This window comes from Nonomuraea ferruginea (genome assembly GCF_039540635.1).
GTDB lineage: Bacteria > Actinomycetota > Actinomycetes > Streptosporangiales > Streptosporangiaceae > Nonomuraea > Nonomuraea ferruginea.
In genome coordinates this window covers 14581-31687 of sequence record NZ_BAABFD010000016.1, presented here as the reverse complement: position 1 = coordinate 31687, position 17107 = coordinate 14581, and the positions used below count along the sequence as shown (strand labels likewise).

The following is a 17107-nucleotide window of genomic DNA, read 5'->3' as shown; positions in this document are numbered from 1 at the left end:
CTGCCGGTCGCACCAGCTAGGCGACAGCGCGGACGGATTCCGCCTGCGGCCCCTTCTGGCCCTGCGTGATCTCGAACTCGACCCGTTGTCCCTGTTCGAGAGAGCGATACCCGTCCATCATGATTGCCGAGTAATGGACGAATACATCCTTACCACCGTCTACCGCGATGAAGCCGTAGCCCTTGTCCGCGTTGAACCACTTGACGGTGCCCTGCGCCACTTCCGACTCCTCTTACTGGGCTCAGGGATCTCGCCCATTCGTCCGCGAGACCCACAATCGCCATGACTTATGGGGATATCGTCTGACGATCGCACTCGACCATACCTGTGGCATGGCGGTCGGCAACAGAGTCAATCCGCAAAAGCCTTATTTCACCCCTAGCTGAGTAGTTCAAGGTTGAATTTCCCACAAAAGGGAGAAGGCGCCCACATGGGGCGCCTTCCAGACGATCGCTCCGCCGAGCGGGGGCTCAGCCGCCCGCGACGGCCGGGATGATGGAGATCTGCGTGCCCTCAGGGGCCGGAGTGTCCAGACCCTGGGCGAATCGGACGTCCTCTTCCCCCACATAGACGTTGACAAAACGCCGAATCTTGCCCGATTCATCCAGAATGCGGGCGCCGATCCCCGGGTAGTCGGAATCGAGCTTGGCCAGGACGTCACGGAGAGTCGCGCCCTCCCCACTCACTTCCGCGTTGCCCCCGGTGTACGTGCGCAGGATGGTAGGAATCCGCACAGAAACGCTCATGATATGGTCTCGCCTTTCCTGATTGTCAGACAGTCGCGCGGAACGCGTCGAGGGAGGGCCGGATCACGGCCGTGGGCTGCGCGTCGGCCGCGACGGCGTCGAGCGTCTTGAGCCCGTCGCCGGTGTTGAGCACCACGGTCTCGGCCTCCGGGTCGAGCTGCCCGGTCTCGACGAGCTTCTTCAGCACGCCCACCGTGACGCCGCCCGCCGTCTCGGCGAAGATGCCCTCCGTGGAGGCCAGCAGCTTGATGGCGGCCACGATCTCGGCGTCCGTCACGTCCTCGACGGCGCCGCCCGTGCGCCGGGCGATGTCGAGCACGTAAGGGCCGTCGGCGGGGTTGCCGATGGCCAGCGACTTGGCGATGGTGTCGGGCTTGACCGGCTGGACCACGTCGTGGCCGGCCTTGTAGGCGGCCGACACCGGCGAGCAGCCGAGCGCCTGCGCCCCGAAGACCTTGTAGGGCGTGTCGTCGACCAGCCCGAGCCGGATCAGCTCCTTGAAGCCCTTGTCGATCTTGGTGAGCTGGGAGCCGGACGCGATCGGGATGACGATCTGCTCAGGCAGCCGCCAGCCGAGCTGCTCGGCGATCTCGTACGCGAGCGTCTTGGAGCCCTCGGCGTAGTAGGGCCGCAGGTTGACGTTGACGAACCCCCACTTGTCGCCCATCGGGTCCCCGATCAGCTCCGAGCAGAACCGGTTGACCTCGTCGTAGGTGCCCTCGATGCCGATGAGCCTGCCGCCGAACACCCGGGCCATGGCGATCTTGGCCTGCTCCAGCCCGGCGGGGATGAACACGCACGCGTCCAGGCCCGCCCTGGCGGCGGCCGCCGTCACGGCCCCGGCCAGGTTTCCGGTCGAGGAGCAGGAGAGCGTGTGGAAGCCGAAGTTGCGGGCCGCCTCGACGGCGATGGCCACCACCCGGTCCTTGAAGGAGTGGGTGGGGTTGCCCGAGTCGTCCTTCACGTACAGGGACTTGAGACCGAGCGCCCGGCCCAGGTTGCCCGCCTTGACGAGCGGCGTCCAGCCGGGGTTCATGTTGGGCTTGCTCGCGACGTCGGCGGGCACCGGCAGCAGGGAACGGTAGCGCCAGATGCTGGCCGGGCCCGACTCGATGTCGGACCTCTTGACGTCGCCGAAGTCGTAGGCCGCCTCCAGCGGCCCGAAACACTCGACGCAGGCGAAGTTGGGGCCGAGCGGATAGCGGGCGCCGCACTCGCGGCAGGAGAGAGCAGTGGCGGGACCGAAGTCGAGCGACATGAAGCGAGGCCTTCCCTCATCTTCGTCCGCGGCCACCCTGACCGCGGACCGGAATTGGCACCCTGTCCCGGTCGGCCTCGCCAGGTCGCGAGTCACAAGCCGGGAGGGTTGCCGGGGCTTCGCAGGGCCGGTCCCTCCACCCCTCTGGATGAGCAATGTTCAGTTGTGTGGTGCTGCTGACTCGGACTCTACCCAATCAACCACGTGACATGGACAGTCGTCTCACTCTCCGAGATGAACGATCTCACCGGTAGTCGTCGCCCAGCACACCCTGCACGTACTTGCGCGCCTGGTGGATGCGCGACTTGGCGGTGCCGAGCGGGATCTTGAGCTGCTCGGCCACCTCGCTGTAGTCGAGCTGCACGATGTCGCGCAGCACCAGCGCCTGCGCCAGGTCGGGCTTGTCGGCCTCCAGCGCCTCCATCGCGTCGAGCAGGTCGAGCCGCGAGCCCGCGATCACGCTCACCCGCCGCACGTCGGGCTTCTGCGTCAGCAGCTCGTCGGAGCTCTGCTCCGCCGACCTGCGCTTCAGCGAGCGGTACGTGGTGCGCGCGCAGTTGGCGGTCACGATGTGGAGCCAGGTGCTGAACCTGGCCCGCCCCTCGAACCTGGCGATGTTGCGCGCCACCGCGAGCAGGGTGTCCTGGGCCGCCTCCTCGGCGTCATGGTGATACGGCAGGATACGAGCGCAGTGCCGCAGCACGTCGGGCTCGATCCGTCGCAGGAGCTCGCCGAGTGAGCGATGATCGCCTCTGGCTGCGGCATGGGCGAGTTCCTCGGTGTGCTCATCTAGCGCCATAGCTGGGATCCTATGGTCGGAGGGAGCGTAAATGAACAGCGTCCTGCTCGCCTCGAACAGAGGCCCTGTGTCGTTCACCGTCTCCGACGACGGCGTCCTCACCATGAAACGCGGCGGCGGCGGCCTCGTCTCCGGGCTGTCCGGCGTGGCCAGGGACGAGGGCGTGCTGTGGGTGTGCGCGGCTCTGTCCGACGGCGACCGCAGCGCCGTCCGCCAGGCCCCCGGCGGCCGGCTCGACCACGCCGGCTACGAGACGGGCCCGCTGCGCATGCTCGACATCGCGCCCGCCACCTTCCACCGGGCCTACAACTCCGTGGCCAACTCCACGCTGTGGTTCGTCAACCACCTGCTCTACGACATCCCGAACGCGCCCCACTTCGGCACCCGGTTCCGGCGCGACTGGGAGTCCTACCGCGACTACAACGGCGCGTTCGCGCTCGCGCTGGCGGAGGGAGCCGCTCACGGCGCCCGGGTGATGGTGCAGGACTACCACCTGACCCTGACCCCGGCGATGCTCCGCGCCGAGCGGCCCGACCTGCGCATCGCGCACTTCAGCCACACGCCGTGGGCCCCGCCCGAATACTTCTCGCTGCTGCCCGACGAGGTGGCGCGCGAGGTGCTGGAGGGCGTCCTGGGCGCCGACCACGCCGGGTTCCTCACCCGCCGCTGGGCGGGCGCGTTCATGGACTGCTGCGAGACCGTGCTGGGCGCCGAGGTCGACCAGCGGGCCGCGACGATCACGTACGAGGGCCGCACCACCCGCGTCGGCGTGCACGCGCTGGGCGTCGACGGCAAGGCGCTGTGGACCCGCGCCGCCGAGCCCGACGTCGAGTCGCACATGGCGGCCATCAGGGAGGAGGTCGGCGACCGCAAGCTGATCGTCCGCATCGACCGCACCGAACTGTCGAAGAACATCGTGCGCGGCCTGCTCGCCTACAAGGAGTTCCTCGACGCCCACCCCGAGTGGCACGGCCGCGTCGTCCACCTGGCCTTCGCCTACCCGAGCCGCCATGACCTGCCCGAATACCGCGAATACACCGCGGCGGTGCAGCGCTGCGCGCAGGAGATCGAGGACGAGTACGCGACCGAGGACTGGAACCCCCTGATCCTCAACGTCAACGACGACTACCCGCGCTCCCTGGCCGCCTACCGGCTGGCCGACGTGCTGCTGGTCAACCCGATCCGCGACGGCATGAACCTGGTGGCCAAGGAGGGCCCGATCCTGTCGCCGCGCTGCGCGCTGGTGCTGTCGCGGGAGGCCGGCGCGTGCGCGGAGCTGGGCGCGCACGCGCTGGTGGTCAACCCGTACGACATCAGCGGCACCGCCGCCGCGCTGCACGCGGCGCTGGTGATGCCGGAGGCGGAGCGCGCCCGCCGCAGGGAGCGGCTGGAGGCGGCCGCCACCGCGCTGCCCCCGCACAAGTGGCTGGCCGCCCAGCTCGACGCGCTCGCCTAGATCACTTCCAGTCGGCGTACTTCAGGGTGTCGGCGAGGTTCCCGGTGCTCCACTCGTCGACCACGAGGATCTGCGACTTCGGCAGATACCACTCGCGGGTGGTGAAGCTGACGCTGGTCTTCTTCCCGTTGCCGGTGCGGCAGCGGGTGGTGAACTCGTGGTAGTGGGCCTTGTGCCCGGGGCCGACCTGGCGCAGGCCCTTCTTGTGCGCGCCGACCCGCTCGCCGCGCAGGAGCATGCCGTTCTTCGGGCACTTCTGCACGTCGGAGGCGGGGTAGTAGCCGCCCCTGCCGGCGTCGTACGGGCCGAAGCCCTCGGCGCCCGTCCTGATCGCCTTCGGGCCGAAGATCCAGAAGCTCTTGCAGCCGGGAGCGAAGAAGCCACCCCTGGGGTTGGCGCAGGGCCCGGTGACGACCTTGATCCGGTCGGCGCCGACCCGGTGGACCACCCACTTGAGCGGGATGTAGAGGGTCAGGCCCTTGCGCAGCTTCAGTTCCTGGGCGGGGCCGGCGGTGGTCGAGGCGGCTGTCGTGGAGGCGGCGGCCGCGGAGGCGGGGGCCACGAGGACCGCCGCCGCGGCGACGGCCACGGCGGCGAGGTGCTTCTTGCTCATGCCCGGACCATAGGGGTGCCCACTTGCAAACTGGTCACTATCGGCTGAAAGCGGACGTCAACTCGCGGAGCAGCGCCACCACGCCCTCAGGCCCGTCGACGACGATGTCGGCCCGCTCGGCCAGCGCCGTGACCTCGGTGGAGCCGCTGCACACGGTCACGCCGGGCAGGCCCGACGAGCGGACCGCGTCGAAGGCGGCCAGGTCGCCGAGGTCGTCGCCCACGAAGAGCACGGACCTGGCGGAGCGCTCCGTCAGGAACGCGCCGAGCGCGTGCCCCTTGTCCATGCCGGACGGCCGCACCTCCAGCACCATCCGGCCGGGCTCGACGACCAGGCCGTGCTCGGCCGCCAGCGCGGCCAGCGGCTCGCGCAGCCGGGCCAGCGTGCCCTCGGGGTCGGCGCAGCGGCGGGTGTGCACGGCCACCGCGCGGCCCTTGTCCTCGATCGCCGCGTCGGTCACGCCCAGCGAGTCGAGCAGCAGCGGCAGTTTCGCCTTGGCCCGCGGCACCCCGGCCGGCGGCGGGGGCGCGGAGGTCCGCCCGTCCTCCCACCGCTCGAAGCCGTAGTGGCCGAGGATGACCAGGCCCGGCACGTCCTTGAGCGCCGGCCCCAGCTCCAGCACCTTGGCCGGCGGCCGTCCGGTCACGATGGCCACGGCGCCCACGTGCCGGCCCAGCTCGGCCAGCACCGGAGGCGCGCCGGGGTGGACGACGGCGGTGTCGGGGTCGGGCACGATCGGCGAGAGGGTGCCGTCGAAGTCGAGCCCGATCACGGCGCCGGCCGGATCCTTCAGTATCGCTTCCATTCCAGGGATGTCGCTCACGCCGCCTGCCGTACCCAGCCGGTCAGGGGCGCATGCCGAGCCGGCGGGCGGAGCGCTCGCGCCGGCGGGCGGCGCGCAGCCTGCGCAGTCGCTTGACCAGCATGGGGTCGTGCGCCAGCGCCTCGGGACGGTCGATCAACTCGCCGAGCAGCTGGTAGTAGCGGGTGGCGGAGAACCCGAAGGTCTCCTTGACGGCCTGCTCCTTCGCGCCCGCGTAACGCCACCAGTGGCGCTCGAAGGCGAGGAGCTCGAGTTCGCGGTCGGTGAGGGGCCGGTGGACGGGTTCCTGGGCGTCGTCCTGGTCTGCCCTGTCCTCTGCCCTCTGGTCGGCCCTCTGGTCGGCCCTCTGGTCGGCACTGTCACCGTTTGACGGTGCAGTGTCCATGGTGTCCTCCTCAGGAACGGGCGGCGCGACGATGGCTTCGCGCGCAGGCGGCCCGTCGCCATCGTAATGTGCCGAGTGCGGCTGTTCACGGCGGATTGAGAGACGTACAGTCACTAAGTGTGACCTCTGTCATCACACTTCTCACGGATTACGGGCTCGAAGACGGTTATGTCGCCGCCTGCCACGGGGTGATCGCCGGGATCGCCCCCGAGGTCCGGGTGATCGACGTGTGCCACCTGGTCCCGGCGGGTGACGTGCGGCGCGGCGCGGCGATCCTGGCCCAGACGATCCCGTACATGCCCGTGGGCGTGCACGTCGGGGCGGTCGACCCGGGCGCGGGCGGCGCCAGGCGCGCGATCGCGGTCGAGGCGGGCGGCCGGGTGTTCGTGGGGCCGGACAACGGGCTGCTGTCGTGGGCGGTGCGCGCCAGCGGCGGCGCGCGGGCGGCGTACGAGCTGAGCAACGCCGAGCACTTCCTGCACCCGGTGTCGCCCACGTTCCACGGCCGTGACGTGTTCGCGCCGGTGGCCGGGCGGCTGAGCAACGGGCTGCGGCCGCGCGAGCTGGGCCCGCGGGTGCCGGTGGAGAGGCTGGTGTCGCTGCCCGCGCCGACGTCCGTGCTGCGCGAGGGCGCGGCCGAGGGCGAGGTCGTCTCGGTCGACCGCTACGGCAACACGCAGTTGTCGATCACGGCCGGCGACCTGGAGGCGCTGGGGCTGCGGGTGGGCGACACGCTCGGCGTGTCGCTGGGCCGGCGGCGGCTGTCGATGCCCTACCGGGAGACGTACGCGGCGGTCCCGCCCGGTGAGCTGGTGGCGTTCGCGGACTCGGCGGGCCTGATCGCGTTCGCGGTGAACTCCGGCGACGCGGCACAGCGCCTCGGCCTGCCTCCGGGGGCGCATGTCCGGTTGTCACCCTCCGTATAACGCAAAAGCCAACAAACGCCAATTACGTGGCGTATCGGACTGTTTACTGAACCGTCGGACTGAGGCCCTGACCCCGTGCCAGAATTCACGGCAGATCGGGCGCCCCCTCCCCCCGTTCGAGGTTCACGTGTTTCAGCTGTCCCTGCTCCTGCTCGCCCTCCTGTCCGTGTTCTGTTCCCCCGCCGCGCCGCCGGTGCCCGAGCGCTGGCGTGCCTGGCCGGTGACGCGGGTGTTCCCGTACGCCGTCCCCGGCACCAGCCCGTCCGGCGCGCAGGTCACCTACCTGCTGGCCGGGGTCGCGCCCGAGGCGTCCTGCGCGGCCGCCTTCCAGCCCGCGCTGCCCGCCTGCGTCACCGCGCTGCGCGCCACGTACGCCGACAGCACCGCCACCTACGTCGCCACCGCCGGCATCGCGGTCCTGGCCCGGCCCGTGCCCCCGGGCGCGGCCGGGCCCCTGCGCGTGCCCGCCGTGCGGCCGGTCGCCTTCCCCGGCGGCCCCGCCGAACGTTTCGGCGAGCGGCAGTGCTTCACCGGGACCCTGATCGCCTCCCACGCGCCGTACGTGATCGCCACCACCGCCGGTTACGCGGACGGACGGTCGTTCCGTCCGGGTGACCAGGCCGTGCCCCGGCTCGGTGGTTTCGCCCGCCAGCTCGCCACCGAGCTGCACCGGGGCCTCACCGGATGAGGCGGCCGCGCCTGCGGGCGGCGCTGCTGTCCCTGTCGCTGCTGTTCCTGTCGTCCCAGCTCGGCCTGGCCACGCCCGCCGCCGCGGACGACGAGATGGGCGCCCTCGCCAGGGCCAAGCAGTGGCAGGTCGGCACGCTGCGGCTGCACGACGCCTGGCGGGTCACCCAGGGCGAGAACGTTCTGGTCGCGGTGCTCGACACCGGGGTCCGCGGCGACCACCAGGACCTGCGCGGCTCCGTCGTGCACGGCCCCGACCTGACCGGAGCCGGCCGGGCCGGCGGCGTGTGGGGCCACCACGGCACCGCCATGGCCAGCCTCATCGCCGGCCACGGCCACGGCGAGGGCAAGGCCGGCGGCGTGCTCGGCGTCGCGCCCGCCGCCAAGGTGCTGTCGGTACGCGTCACGCTGGAGAACTCCGATCCCCGGCGGGCCAAGCGGCGCGCCGGCGGCCACGACGCGCTCGCCAAGGGCATCCGCTACGCCGTCGACCGGGGCGCCGAGGTCATCAGCATGTCGCTCGGCGGCGGCAGCGGCTCCTGGGAGGGCTCGGCCGCCGAGGAGGAGGCGGTGCAGTACGCGGTCGCCCACGGCGCGGTGCTGGTCGCCTCCTCCGGCAACGACGGCGAGAGCACCAACAGGAAGAACTTCCCCGCCGCCTATCCCGGCGTGATCGCCGTGGGCGCGGTCGACCGGAATTTCCGGCTCGCCGGGTTCTCCAACCGCCAGGACTACCTCTCGGTCGTCGCCCCCGGCGTCGACATCGTCTCCGCCGGCGGCGCCCGCCGTTACGTGGTCGGCGACGGCACCAGCTCGGCCGCCGCCATGGTCGCGGGCATCGCCGCGCTGATCAGATCCGCGTACCCGGACCTGTCGCCGTACCACGTGCGGCGGGCCATCGAGCTCGGCACCAGGAAGCGTCCGCGCGGCGGCTACAGCACCGGCTACGGCCACGGCGTCGCCGACGCCGCCCTGGCGCTGCGCGTGGCCGAACGCCTGGCCGGCCCCACCCAGCCGCCCCCGCTCCCCGCGGAGCACTTCGGCGAGGACCCGTCCGGCCCCCCGCCGGGCTCCCGCGCCCTGGTCATCGCGGGCCTGGTGGCGCTGGCCCTGGCCCTGTCGGCCCGCATCCTGCTCCACCACGATCGTCGCCGAGCCGTTCCCTGGAGCCGCGGCGGGGCTCCCCCCTGACACGACCGCCCCCGCACCGAAGGGCGCGGGGGCGGCGGCGTCGACACGCGCCGCTAGTTCACATGCACCACGTCATGCGTCTCGGCGAAATGGCAGGCGCTCTCGTGGGACGTGCCCGGCCGGATCTGCAGCAGCGGCTCCTCCGTCGCGCAGATCTCCTGCGCCTTCCAGCACCGCGTGCGGAAGCGGCAGCCGGACGGCGGGTTGGCCGGCGACGGCGGGTCGCCCTGGAGGATGATCCGCTCGCGCTGGTCGCGGCCCTCGGGGTCGGGGACCGGCACCGCCGACAACAGCGCCTGGCTGTACGGGTGCGCGGGCTTGTCGTAGATCTCGACGTCCTTGCCGAGCTCGACGACCTTGCCCAGGTACATCACCGCGACCCGGTCGGAGATGTGGCGGACCACCGACAGGTCGTGGGCGATGAAGATGTACGCCAGATCGAACTCGTTCTGCAGCCGCTCCAGCAGGTTGATCACCTGGGCCTGGATCGACACGTCCAGCGCCGAGACCGGCTCGTCACAGACGATGATCTCCGGCTGGAGCGCCAGCCCGCGGGCGATGCCGATGCGCTGGCGCTGACCGCCCGAGAACTGGTGGGGGTAGCGGTTGATGTGGTCGGGGTTGAGCCCGACGACCTCCAGCAGCTCCTGCACCTTGCGGGTGCGGTCGCCCTTCGGCGCCACCTCGGTGTGGATGTCGAACGGCTCGCCGACGATGTCGCCGACGGTCATCCGCGGGTTGAGCGAGGTGTACGGGTCCTGCATCACCATCTGGATGTTGCGCCGCATCCGCTTGAGCTCGGCGCCCTTGGCCTTGGCGATGTCACGACCGTTGATCTTGACGGAGCCGGAGGTGGGCCGCTCCAGCGCCATCAGCACCTTGGCGAGGGTGGACTTGCCGCAGCCGGACTCGCCCACGACGCCGAGCGTCTCGCCGCTGGCGAGGTCGAAGGAGACGCCGTCGACGGCCTTGATGGCCCCGATCTGCTTCTTGAACATGATCCCCTGGTTGAGGGGGAAATGCTTCACCAGATCGCGGACCTCGAGGATCGTCTCACCCTTGGTCGCCATCGAGGACCTCCCTCCAGTAGTGGCAGGCGCTGTTGCGCGTACCGCTGATCTCGTAGAGCGGGGGGCTGTCGGTCACGCAGTTGTCCTGCCGGTACGGGCAGCGCGGGTGGAAGGCGCAGCCGGTCGGCATGTCGAGCAGGTTGGGCGGCAGGCCCTTGATGGCGTACAGGTCCTGGCCCTTGAGGTCGACCCGGGGGATCGACTCCAGCAGCCCCTTGGTGTAGGGGTGGGCAGGCGCCTTGTAGATGTCGTGCACGGAGGCGTTCTCCACGATGCGCCCGCCGTACATGACCGCGATCTTGTCGGCGACGTCGGCGACGACGCCGAGGTCGTGGGTGATCAGGATCATGCCCATGTTGCTCTCGCGCTGCAGCTCCGCGAGCAGCTCCATGACCTGGGCCTGGACCGTCACGTCGAGCGCGGTGGTCGGCTCGTCGGCGATCAGCACCTCGGGGTCGAGCGCGATCGCCATGGCGATCATGATGCGCTGCCGCATGCCCCCGGAGAACTGGTGCGGATAGTCGTTGACGCGCTGCTTGGCGCCCGGGATGCGGACCCGGTCCATCAGCTCGACGGCCTTCCTCATGGCGTCGCGCTTGCCCATGCCGCGGTGCACCCGGAACATCTCGCTGATCTGCCAGCCCACGGTGAACACCGGGTTGAGCGCGGAGAGCGCGTCCTGGAAGATCATCGCGATGCGCTGGCCGCGCACCTGCGTGCGCGCCTCCTCCGAGAGCCTGAGCAGGTCGGTGCCGTTGAAGCGGACCTCCCCCTTGGGGATGCGCGCCGGCGGCATGTCGAGGATGCCCATGATCGCCTGCGCGGTCACGGACTTGCCGGAACCCGACTCGCCCAGGACGGCGAGGGTCTCGCCCGCCTGGAGCGAGTAGCTCACCCCGTTGACCGCCCGTACCAGGCCGGCGCGCGTGGCGAACTCCACGTGCAGGTCGTCCACCGCGAGCAGCGGCTCGTTGCCCAGCCCTCCCTCGGCAGGCAACGCGTGCGGCGATGTCTTGCTCATGTTTCCCCCCTCCTACCTGAGCTTCGGGTCGAGCGCGTCGCGTACGGCGTCGCCCAGCATGATGAACGCGAGCACCGTGATGCTCAGGAACAGGGCCGGGAACACCAGCGGCAGCGGCGCCTCCAGGAACCGGTTCCGGGCGTCGGCGATCATCAGGCCCCAGGAGATGTCGGGCGACTGCACGCCGACCCCCAGGAAGGACAGCGCGGCCTCGGCCGCGATGAAACCGCCCAGGTTGATGGTGGCGACGACGATCACCGGCGCGAGCGCGTTCGGCAGCAGGTGCCGGAACATGATGCGCGCCTGGCCGGCCCCCAGCGCCTTGGCCGCCAGCACGAAGTCCTGGCTTCTCGCGGTGATGACGGCCGCCCGCATGATGCGGAAGGTCATCGGCCACGCCAGCACCGAGAGCGCGATCACCACGATCCAGATGCCGATCCCGGCGTCCCGGAACGTCGCCGTGATGAGCAGCGCGCCCAGGATGGAGGGGATGGCGAAGAAGACCTCGGTGACGCGGGACGTCAGGACGTCGGTCCAGCCGCCCCGGGTGCCCGCCAGCAGGCCGAGCAGCCCGCCGACCAGCGCCGTGATCACCGTGGTGGCGACACCGATGATGATCGAGTTCTTGGCGCCGTAGATGGTCTTGGCGTACACGTCGCAGCCGAGGTTGTCGCGGCCGAAGATGTGGCCGGCGCTCGGGCCCTGGCGAGCGGTGGAAAGCTCGCAGGTCTTCGCGTCGAACGGGTTGATCGAGGTGAACAGCGACGGCCAGAACGACATGACCAGCAGGATCGCGATCAGGACCAGCGAGAAGATGAACATCGGCCTGCGGCGCAGGTCGTACCAGGCGTCTCGCCAGAGGCTCGCCGGCTTCGCTTCCTTCTTCTTGGGCCGCTTGACCGGCGGGGACGGCTGGTTCTCCGTCAGCGACTGGGTTTCGGGGAACGCCGGCCCGACCTGGCCCAGCTGCGGTGTCTCACTCATAGCGGATCCTCGGATCGAGCACGGCGTACAGCATGTCGACGATCAGGTTCGCCACGATGTACACCAGCACCAGGATTGTCACGATACCTACGACGATGGGTTGCTCACGTAGGTAAACGCCCTGATACAACTGCAAGCCGATGCCCGGCAGGTTGAAGATGGTCTCCGTGATGATGGCGCCGCCCATGAGCACGCCCAGGTCGGCTCCGAGATAGGTGACCATCGGGATCAGCGCGTTGCGCAACCCGTGTCTGCCCACGACCCGCCGTCTCGACAGGCCCTTCGCGGTGGCGGTGCGGATGTAGTCGGAGCGTAGCGTCTCGACCAGACTCGTCCTGGTCAGACGTGTCAGGTACGCGATCGACGTGCCGGCCAGCACGAAGCCCGGCAGCAGGTACGACTGCAGGCCCTGGCCGACTCCCGCGATGGGGAAGAACTCGATCCCGGTGACCTGCTTGAGCCAGACGCCCAGCCACAGCTGCAGCACGAAGCCGGTGACCAGGGTCGGCACCGAGATGAGCAGCAGCGTCGAGGCCAGGATCGCGGTGTCGGTGGCCCGGCCGCGGCGCAGCGCCGCCCAGAGGCCGAGCAGCAGGCCGATGATGGCCTCCATGACCAGCGCGGTGAACGCGAGGTTCAGCGTGACCTGGAACTTGCCCGCCATCAACTGGGTGACGGGGACGCCGGCGAAGGTCTTCCCGAAGTCACCGTGGAAAAGGATGCCGCTGATGTAGTACCAGTACTGGACCAGCAGCGGATCGTTCAGGTGATACTGCTCGCGGATGATGGCGGTGATCGCCGGGTCCTGGCGCTTCTCGCCGGCGAGCGCCTCGATGGGGTCACCAGGAAGCGCGAACACGATGGCGAAGATGAACAGGGTGGCGCCCAGCAGGACTGGTATCGCCTGGATCAGGCGCCTGATGATGTAACGGCCCATACAAGCCTCCCGTACATGCCAGAAGGCAGTCCCTGGGAACCTTGGGTGGCGCGTGCCCAAGCGACTGCCTTCGTGGCGGGCTCACGAGGGGTGGACGGCGTCCCGCCCACCCCCGTATATAACGTCAGGCCTTCTCGACGTCAGCCCATTCAACCTGGTTGAGCAGATTGATTCTGACGTTCTTCACCTGAGTGGAGTACCCAGAGTTGTTCCGGTAGAAGTACACCGGAACGTACGGGAGGTCCTTGATCAGGACATCGTCGGCCTGCTGGTAGAACTTCAGGCCCTCTTCGGGGGTCGGCGCCTGGTCGCCCTTGGCCACCAGCTCGTCGAACTCCTTGCTGGAGTAGCCCGCGTAGTTGGAGCCGGTCTTGATGGCGCCGGTCGAGAAGATCGGCGACAGGTAGTTCTCCGCCGACGGGTAGTCGACCGCCCAGCCCATGCGGAACATGCCCTTGTACTTCTTGGCGTCCAGGTCGTCGAGGATGTTCGCGAACTTCTCGAACGGCCTCACGGTGACCTCGACGCCGAGGTTGGCCCGCAGGTTGTTGGCGACGGCCTCGATCCACTCCTTGTGGCCGCCGTCGGCGTTGTAGCCCAGCTCCAGCTTGGCCGGGCCGTTGGCCGCCGCGTACTGCTCCTTCGCCTTGCCCGGGTCGTAGGTGCAGGCCGCGCAGGCGCCCTGGCGGTAGCCGTCGATGGCCGGGTTGATGAAGTCGTCGGCGGGGGCGCGGGTGCCGGAGAAGACCGTCTCGGCGATGGTCTTCCGGTCGATGGCCATCGAGATGGCCTCCCGCATCCGGACGTCCTTGTACTCGTCGTTGTACTGCAGCGGGAAGCCGATGTAGCCGATGCCGGCGTCCGGCTGGTCCTGGTAGCGGTCGCCCAGGGCCGTCTTCGCGCTGGAGATGGCCGAGGCCGGCAGCGAGTCGTGGATGTCCACGTTGTTCGCCTGCAGGTCGTTGTAGGCCGTCTCGGAGCTGTTGTAGAGCTTGAACTGGAGCTTGGTCCAGCCGTTGGGCTTCTTGGCCGGGTACTTGTCGTACACGGAGAGGTCGACCGTCTGGTCGGTGCCCTTCTTGTACGGCTTGTCGAGCTTGAAGAGGCCCTGGCCGATCGGCTTCTCGCCGTACTCGTTGGTCACCTTGCCGTCGGCGCCGAAGGCGGCCTTGGGCAGCGGGTAGAAGGCGGTGTAGCCGAGCATCGTCCTGAACTGCGAGAACGGCGCCGCCAGCTCGACGGTGAAGGTCGAGTCGTCGACGACCTTCAGGCCTTCCATCTCCTTGGTGGTGACTTCCTTGCCCTCACCCGGGTTCAGCGCGTCGTAGCCCTTGACGCGGCCGAAGAAGTAGCCGGCGCCCTGCGCGTTGTCCTGGTTGGCGGCGTAGTTCCACGCGTCGACGTAGTTCTGCGCGACGAGCGGCTCACCGTTGTGCCAGGTATAGCCCGACTTGAGCTTGATCGTCCACGTGATGTTGTCTTCCGTGGTGATCGACTCGGCAGCGGCTTCTACGACCTGCTTGTTCTCGTCGTAGTTCACCAGGGGCTCGAAGACGGCCGCGAGGAGCTCGGAGCCCTCGGACTCGGTGGTGTTCGAGGGGACCAGCAGGTTCTGCGGCTCACCCAGCTCCATGCGGACCGGCGTGTCGCCGCCATCCGCCGCGGGGTCACCGGACGGGCTGGCACCGCCGCCGCACGCGGCAACCGCGAGAGCGAGCAGCGCGGTACCGGCGACGATCCGTGCGCCTCTAGTAACACGCATGGTGAAAAAATTCCTCCCTCTACCAAGGTGGGCGTAAGCGCTGAGCTGCGATGATCGTGAGCAGCCTGACGGGGGGTTCCTTGTAATCCCCCGGGTTTGGCTGACCTGGTCAAACCAGCCGACGCCCTGCCAGTCGATCGCGACTATCTCCTACTACTTGCCACCAGCACGTCTCTGGCGCGTTGCAGTTCGGTCACACGTCCGCCTGTCCCACGTCGCGCCCATACAGCTCGCAAGGGGATGAAGTGCATAAACGAGTCAGACGGGCATTCGCGGGGACGGGAAGTGTCGATGAAAAATACCTCCTACCAGACGGTGCTCGTGCCGTTGCCGCCATCGTCCGTCCCGCTGGGCTACGGTTGAGCGAGTCTTGACGGTGGCTTGGAACCGAGCGCCACGAGACACCGTCCAACTGTCGGCCGCGCGCCACGCGGCAGGCATCCCGAGCAACCCGGATCCAATAGAGTCCATCCCATGAGCCAGCCGGAATCCGCTGTCGCGGACGCCCAGGCGGGCGGCCGAAGCGGGCAGGAGCCGCTGGCCAAGCTCGCCGAGAGATACGGGCTTCGCCGTGCCATCGCACGGCCGAGGTTTCTCGTCTATGTGCGCCAACTCGCGGAGCGGCGACACTTCATCCTGACGTACGCGACCTCGCGCAACGTCTCGAAGTACTCCAGCTCCGCTCTCGGCCAGCTGTGGCAGGTCCTGACCCCCCTGCTCAACGCGGCCATCTACTATGTGATGTTCGGCATAGTCCTCGGCGGCCGCGACGGCGTCGAGAACTACCCGGCCTTCCTGCTGATCGGCATCTTCGTCTTCACCTACACGCAGCGCAGCGTCACCGCGGGCGCCAAGTCGATCTCCGGCAATCTGTCGCTGATCCGTGCGCTCCACTTCCCACGCGCCGCGCTGCCCCTGGCCTACACCATCCAGGAGCTCCAGCAGCTCGCCATCTCCATGGGCGTGCTGGTGCTGATCGTGTTCATCACCTCCGAGGTGCCTACGTGGTACTGGTTGATGATCCCGGTCGTGCTGATCCTGCAGACCATGTTCAACGTGGGCGCCGGGCTGGTGATGGCACGGCTCGGGTCCTCCATGCGGGACCTCAACCAGCTGCTGCCGTTCATCACCCGCACCTGGCTCTACGCCTCCGGTGTCTTCTTCTCCATCCAGGACAAGGTGGTGGAGACCGCGGGTCTGCCGCAGTGGGTCGCCACCGCCATGTATCTCAACCCGGCCGCCTCGTACATCGAGTGGATGCGGGACATCTTCATCTACAAGCACACTCCCCCGCCGATGGTGTGGATGGCTTGCGTATTCTGGGCAGTGTTCGCACTCTGCTTCGGCTTCTGGTACTTCTGGCGGGCTGAGGAGAGGTACGGGCGTGGCTGACCTGACCGAGGAGCTGGCAAAGGTGAAGGGCGAGGAGCCCGCCGTCCCAAGCAAGGACGTCCGGGTGCATCCCGACCCGGAGCCCGCTAAGGGCCCCTTGGACGTGCCCACGGGCACGCCGACGGTCATCGTCGACGATCTCCACATCGTCTACCGCGTCTACGGCGCCGCGTCGGAGTCCGAGAAGGGCAACGCGGTCAACGCCTTCATGCGCATCGTCAAGCGCCAGGGCAGGCCGCAGATGAAGGAGGTCCACGCCGTCAAAGGCGTCTCCTTCGTGGCCTACCACGGCGACGCCATCGGCGTCGTCGGCCGCAACGGCTCCGGCAAGTCCACGCTGCTGCGCGCCATCGCCGGCCTGCTGCCGCCCCACTCCGGCGCCGTCTACACCGACGGGCAGCCGTCGCTGCTGGGCGTCAACGCGGCCCTGATGCGCGAGCTGACCGGCGAGCGCAACATCATCCTCGGCTGTTACGCCATGGGCATGACCCCGGCGGAGGTCAGGGAGAAATACCAGGAGATCGTCGACTTCTCCGGCATCGACGAGTTCGTCCAGCTGCCGATGTCCACCTACTCCTCCGGCATGGGCGCCCGGCTCCGCTTCGCCATCTCCTCGGCCAAGACCCACGACGTCCTGCTCATCGACGAGGCCCTGGCCACGGGTGACCGCGAGTTCCGCAAGAAGAGCGAGCAGCGCATCCGCCAGATCAGGGAGTCGGCGGGCACGGTCTTCCTGGTGGCCCACGACCTGCGGGTGATCCAGCAGACGTGCAACCGGGTGATCTGGCTCCACAAGGGAAAGATCAAAATGGACGGCGACCCCAAGGAAGTCCTCGCCGCCTACACCAAGGGCTGACCACCTTCTCCGCCCGATCGCGCCGCCGCCCCTGGTCGCGTCGCTTCGGGCTGAGGTCTCTTCCGCGGGCTGTTTCCGACGGCCGGCGATGGTCCGTGGCGATCCGCCGACCAAAATTCACGATCTTCTTGGGAAACCCCTCGGGCCGGGCGCCGTGACGCGTGCCTTCGGCCCGCTCGCTCGCCGTAGCTCCTGGGTTTT

18 protein-coding genes and 1 riboswitch are annotated in these 17107 nt (G+C 69.0%); of the genes, 6 read left to right on the top strand and 12 right to left on the bottom strand.

The window, feature by feature from the left end:
- Positions 1 to 16: 16 nt before the first annotated feature.
- From ABD999_RS28080 to ABD999_RS28065, 4 genes are all read right to left on the bottom strand, one after another.
- The gene (locus tag ABD999_RS28080; protein ID WP_148035128.1) at positions 17 to 220 is read right to left on the bottom strand and encodes a cold-shock protein; all 204 of its coding nucleotides are present in this window, start codon (positions 218 to 220) and stop codon (positions 17 to 19) included.
- 250 nt (positions 221 to 470) lie between these two features.
- Positions 471 to 746: a MoaD/ThiS family protein gene (locus ABD999_RS28075; RefSeq protein WP_132331077.1), complete on the bottom strand. Its 276-nt coding sequence runs from the start codon at positions 744 to 746 to the stop codon at positions 471 to 473.
- A 25-nt stretch (positions 747 to 771) separates the two neighbouring features.
- Positions 772 to 2004, bottom strand: coding sequence for a threonine synthase (gene thrC, locus ABD999_RS28070; RefSeq protein ID WP_148035129.1), 1233 nt, complete (start codon positions 2002 to 2004; stop codon positions 772 to 774).
- Positions 2005 to 2017: 13 nt separating this feature from the next.
- Positions 2018 to 2159, bottom strand: a riboswitch (SAM riboswitch).
- Between the two features lie 89 nt (positions 2160 to 2248).
- Positions 2249 to 2803 (bottom strand): RNA polymerase sigma factor, encoded by a 555-nt coding sequence (locus ABD999_RS28065; RefSeq protein WP_148035130.1) that lies wholly within the window; start codon positions 2801 to 2803, stop codon positions 2249 to 2251.
- Positions 2804 to 2834: 31 nt separating this feature from the next.
- Between ABD999_RS28065 and ABD999_RS28060 the strand changes: the two genes are divergently transcribed.
- Positions 2835 to 4259 carry an alpha,alpha-trehalose-phosphate synthase (UDP-forming) gene (locus tag ABD999_RS28060; RefSeq protein WP_271279517.1) on the top strand — a complete coding sequence of 475 codons (1425 nt, stop codon included), beginning with the start codon at positions 2835 to 2837 and terminating at the stop codon, positions 4257 to 4259.
- Position 4260: 1 nt separating this feature from the next.
- Here the strand turns inward: ABD999_RS28060 and ABD999_RS28055 are convergent, their stop codons facing one another.
- Genes ABD999_RS28055 through ABD999_RS28045 form a run of 3 tightly spaced genes read right to left on the bottom strand, consistent with a single transcriptional unit; the run spans position 4261 to position 6080 of the window.
- Positions 4261 to 4872, bottom strand: a complete 612-nt coding sequence (locus ABD999_RS28055; RefSeq protein ID WP_219550886.1) for a hypothetical protein — start codon at positions 4870 to 4872, stop codon at positions 4261 to 4263.
- Between the two features lie 37 nt (positions 4873 to 4909).
- Positions 4910 to 5677 (bottom strand): trehalose-phosphatase, encoded by a 768-nt coding sequence (gene otsB / locus ABD999_RS28050; RefSeq protein ID WP_219550888.1) that lies wholly within the window; start codon positions 5675 to 5677, stop codon positions 4910 to 4912.
- A gap of 40 nt (positions 5678 to 5717) precedes the next feature.
- Positions 5718 to 6080: a DUF3263 domain-containing protein gene (locus tag ABD999_RS28045; protein WP_271279518.1), complete on the bottom strand. Its 363-nt coding sequence runs from the start codon at positions 6078 to 6080 to the stop codon at positions 5718 to 5720.
- Between the two features lie 119 nt (positions 6081 to 6199).
- Here ABD999_RS28045 and ABD999_RS28040 point away from each other — a divergent pair, with 119 nt between their 5' ends.
- The 3 genes from ABD999_RS28040 to ABD999_RS28030 all read left to right on the top strand — a co-directional run bounded on the left by ABD999_RS28040 (position 6200) and on the right by ABD999_RS28030 (position 8884).
- Positions 6200 to 7006 (top strand): SAM hydrolase/SAM-dependent halogenase family protein, encoded by an 807-nt coding sequence (locus ABD999_RS28040; protein WP_148035135.1) that lies wholly within the window; start codon positions 6200 to 6202, stop codon positions 7004 to 7006.
- Between the two features lie 127 nt (positions 7007 to 7133).
- Complete coding sequence (locus ABD999_RS28035) at positions 7134 to 7694, top strand: hypothetical protein (protein ID WP_219550892.1); 561 nt, start codon at positions 7134 to 7136, stop codon at positions 7692 to 7694.
- Complete coding sequence (locus ABD999_RS28030; RefSeq protein WP_271280077.1) at positions 7691 to 8884, top strand: S8 family serine peptidase; 1194 nt, start codon at positions 7691 to 7693, stop codon at positions 8882 to 8884. The genes ABD999_RS28035 and ABD999_RS28030 overlap by 4 nt, the downstream gene beginning before the upstream one ends.
- Positions 8885 to 8937: 53 nt before the next feature.
- Here ABD999_RS28030 and ABD999_RS28025 read toward each other — a convergent pair whose 3' ends face one another.
- From ABD999_RS28025 to ABD999_RS28005, 5 genes are all read right to left on the bottom strand, one after another.
- Positions 8938 to 9954 carry an ABC transporter ATP-binding protein gene (locus ABD999_RS28025; protein ID WP_271280078.1) on the bottom strand — a complete coding sequence of 339 codons (1017 nt, stop codon included), beginning with the start codon at positions 9952 to 9954 and terminating at the stop codon, positions 8938 to 8940.
- Positions 9938 to 10975, bottom strand: a complete 1038-nt coding sequence (locus tag ABD999_RS28020; protein WP_148035139.1) for an ABC transporter ATP-binding protein — start codon at positions 10973 to 10975, stop codon at positions 9938 to 9940. The genes ABD999_RS28025 and ABD999_RS28020 overlap by 17 nt, the downstream gene beginning before the upstream one ends.
- Positions 10976 to 10987: 12 nt before the next feature.
- The gene (locus ABD999_RS28015; protein ID WP_271280079.1) at positions 10988 to 11959 is read right to left on the bottom strand and encodes an ABC transporter permease; all 972 of its coding nucleotides are present in this window, start codon (positions 11957 to 11959) and stop codon (positions 10988 to 10990) included.
- Positions 11952 to 12896: an ABC transporter permease gene (locus ABD999_RS28010; RefSeq protein WP_148035141.1), complete on the bottom strand. Its 945-nt coding sequence runs from the start codon at positions 12894 to 12896 to the stop codon at positions 11952 to 11954. Before ABD999_RS28010 ends, ABD999_RS28015 begins: the two co-directional genes overlap by 8 nt.
- A gap of 124 nt (positions 12897 to 13020) precedes the next feature.
- Positions 13021 to 14658, bottom strand: coding sequence for a peptide ABC transporter substrate-binding protein (locus ABD999_RS28005; protein ID WP_271280080.1), 1638 nt, complete (start codon positions 14656 to 14658; stop codon positions 13021 to 13023).
- Between the two features lie 474 nt (positions 14659 to 15132).
- On the opposite strand from ABD999_RS28005, the gene ABD999_RS28000 reads away from it, so the two are divergent.
- Both ABD999_RS28000 and ABD999_RS27995 read left to right on the top strand, forming a co-directional pair.
- A complete protein-coding gene (locus ABD999_RS28000) occupies positions 15133 to 16050 on the top strand; it encodes an ABC transporter permease (RefSeq protein ID WP_271280081.1) in 918 nt (305 codons plus the stop codon).
- A 64-nt stretch (positions 16051 to 16114) separates the two neighbouring features.
- Positions 16115 to 16906, top strand: a complete 792-nt coding sequence (locus ABD999_RS27995; RefSeq protein ID WP_372452527.1) for an ABC transporter ATP-binding protein — start codon at positions 16115 to 16117, stop codon at positions 16904 to 16906.
- Positions 16907 to 17107 lie beyond the last annotated feature (201 nt).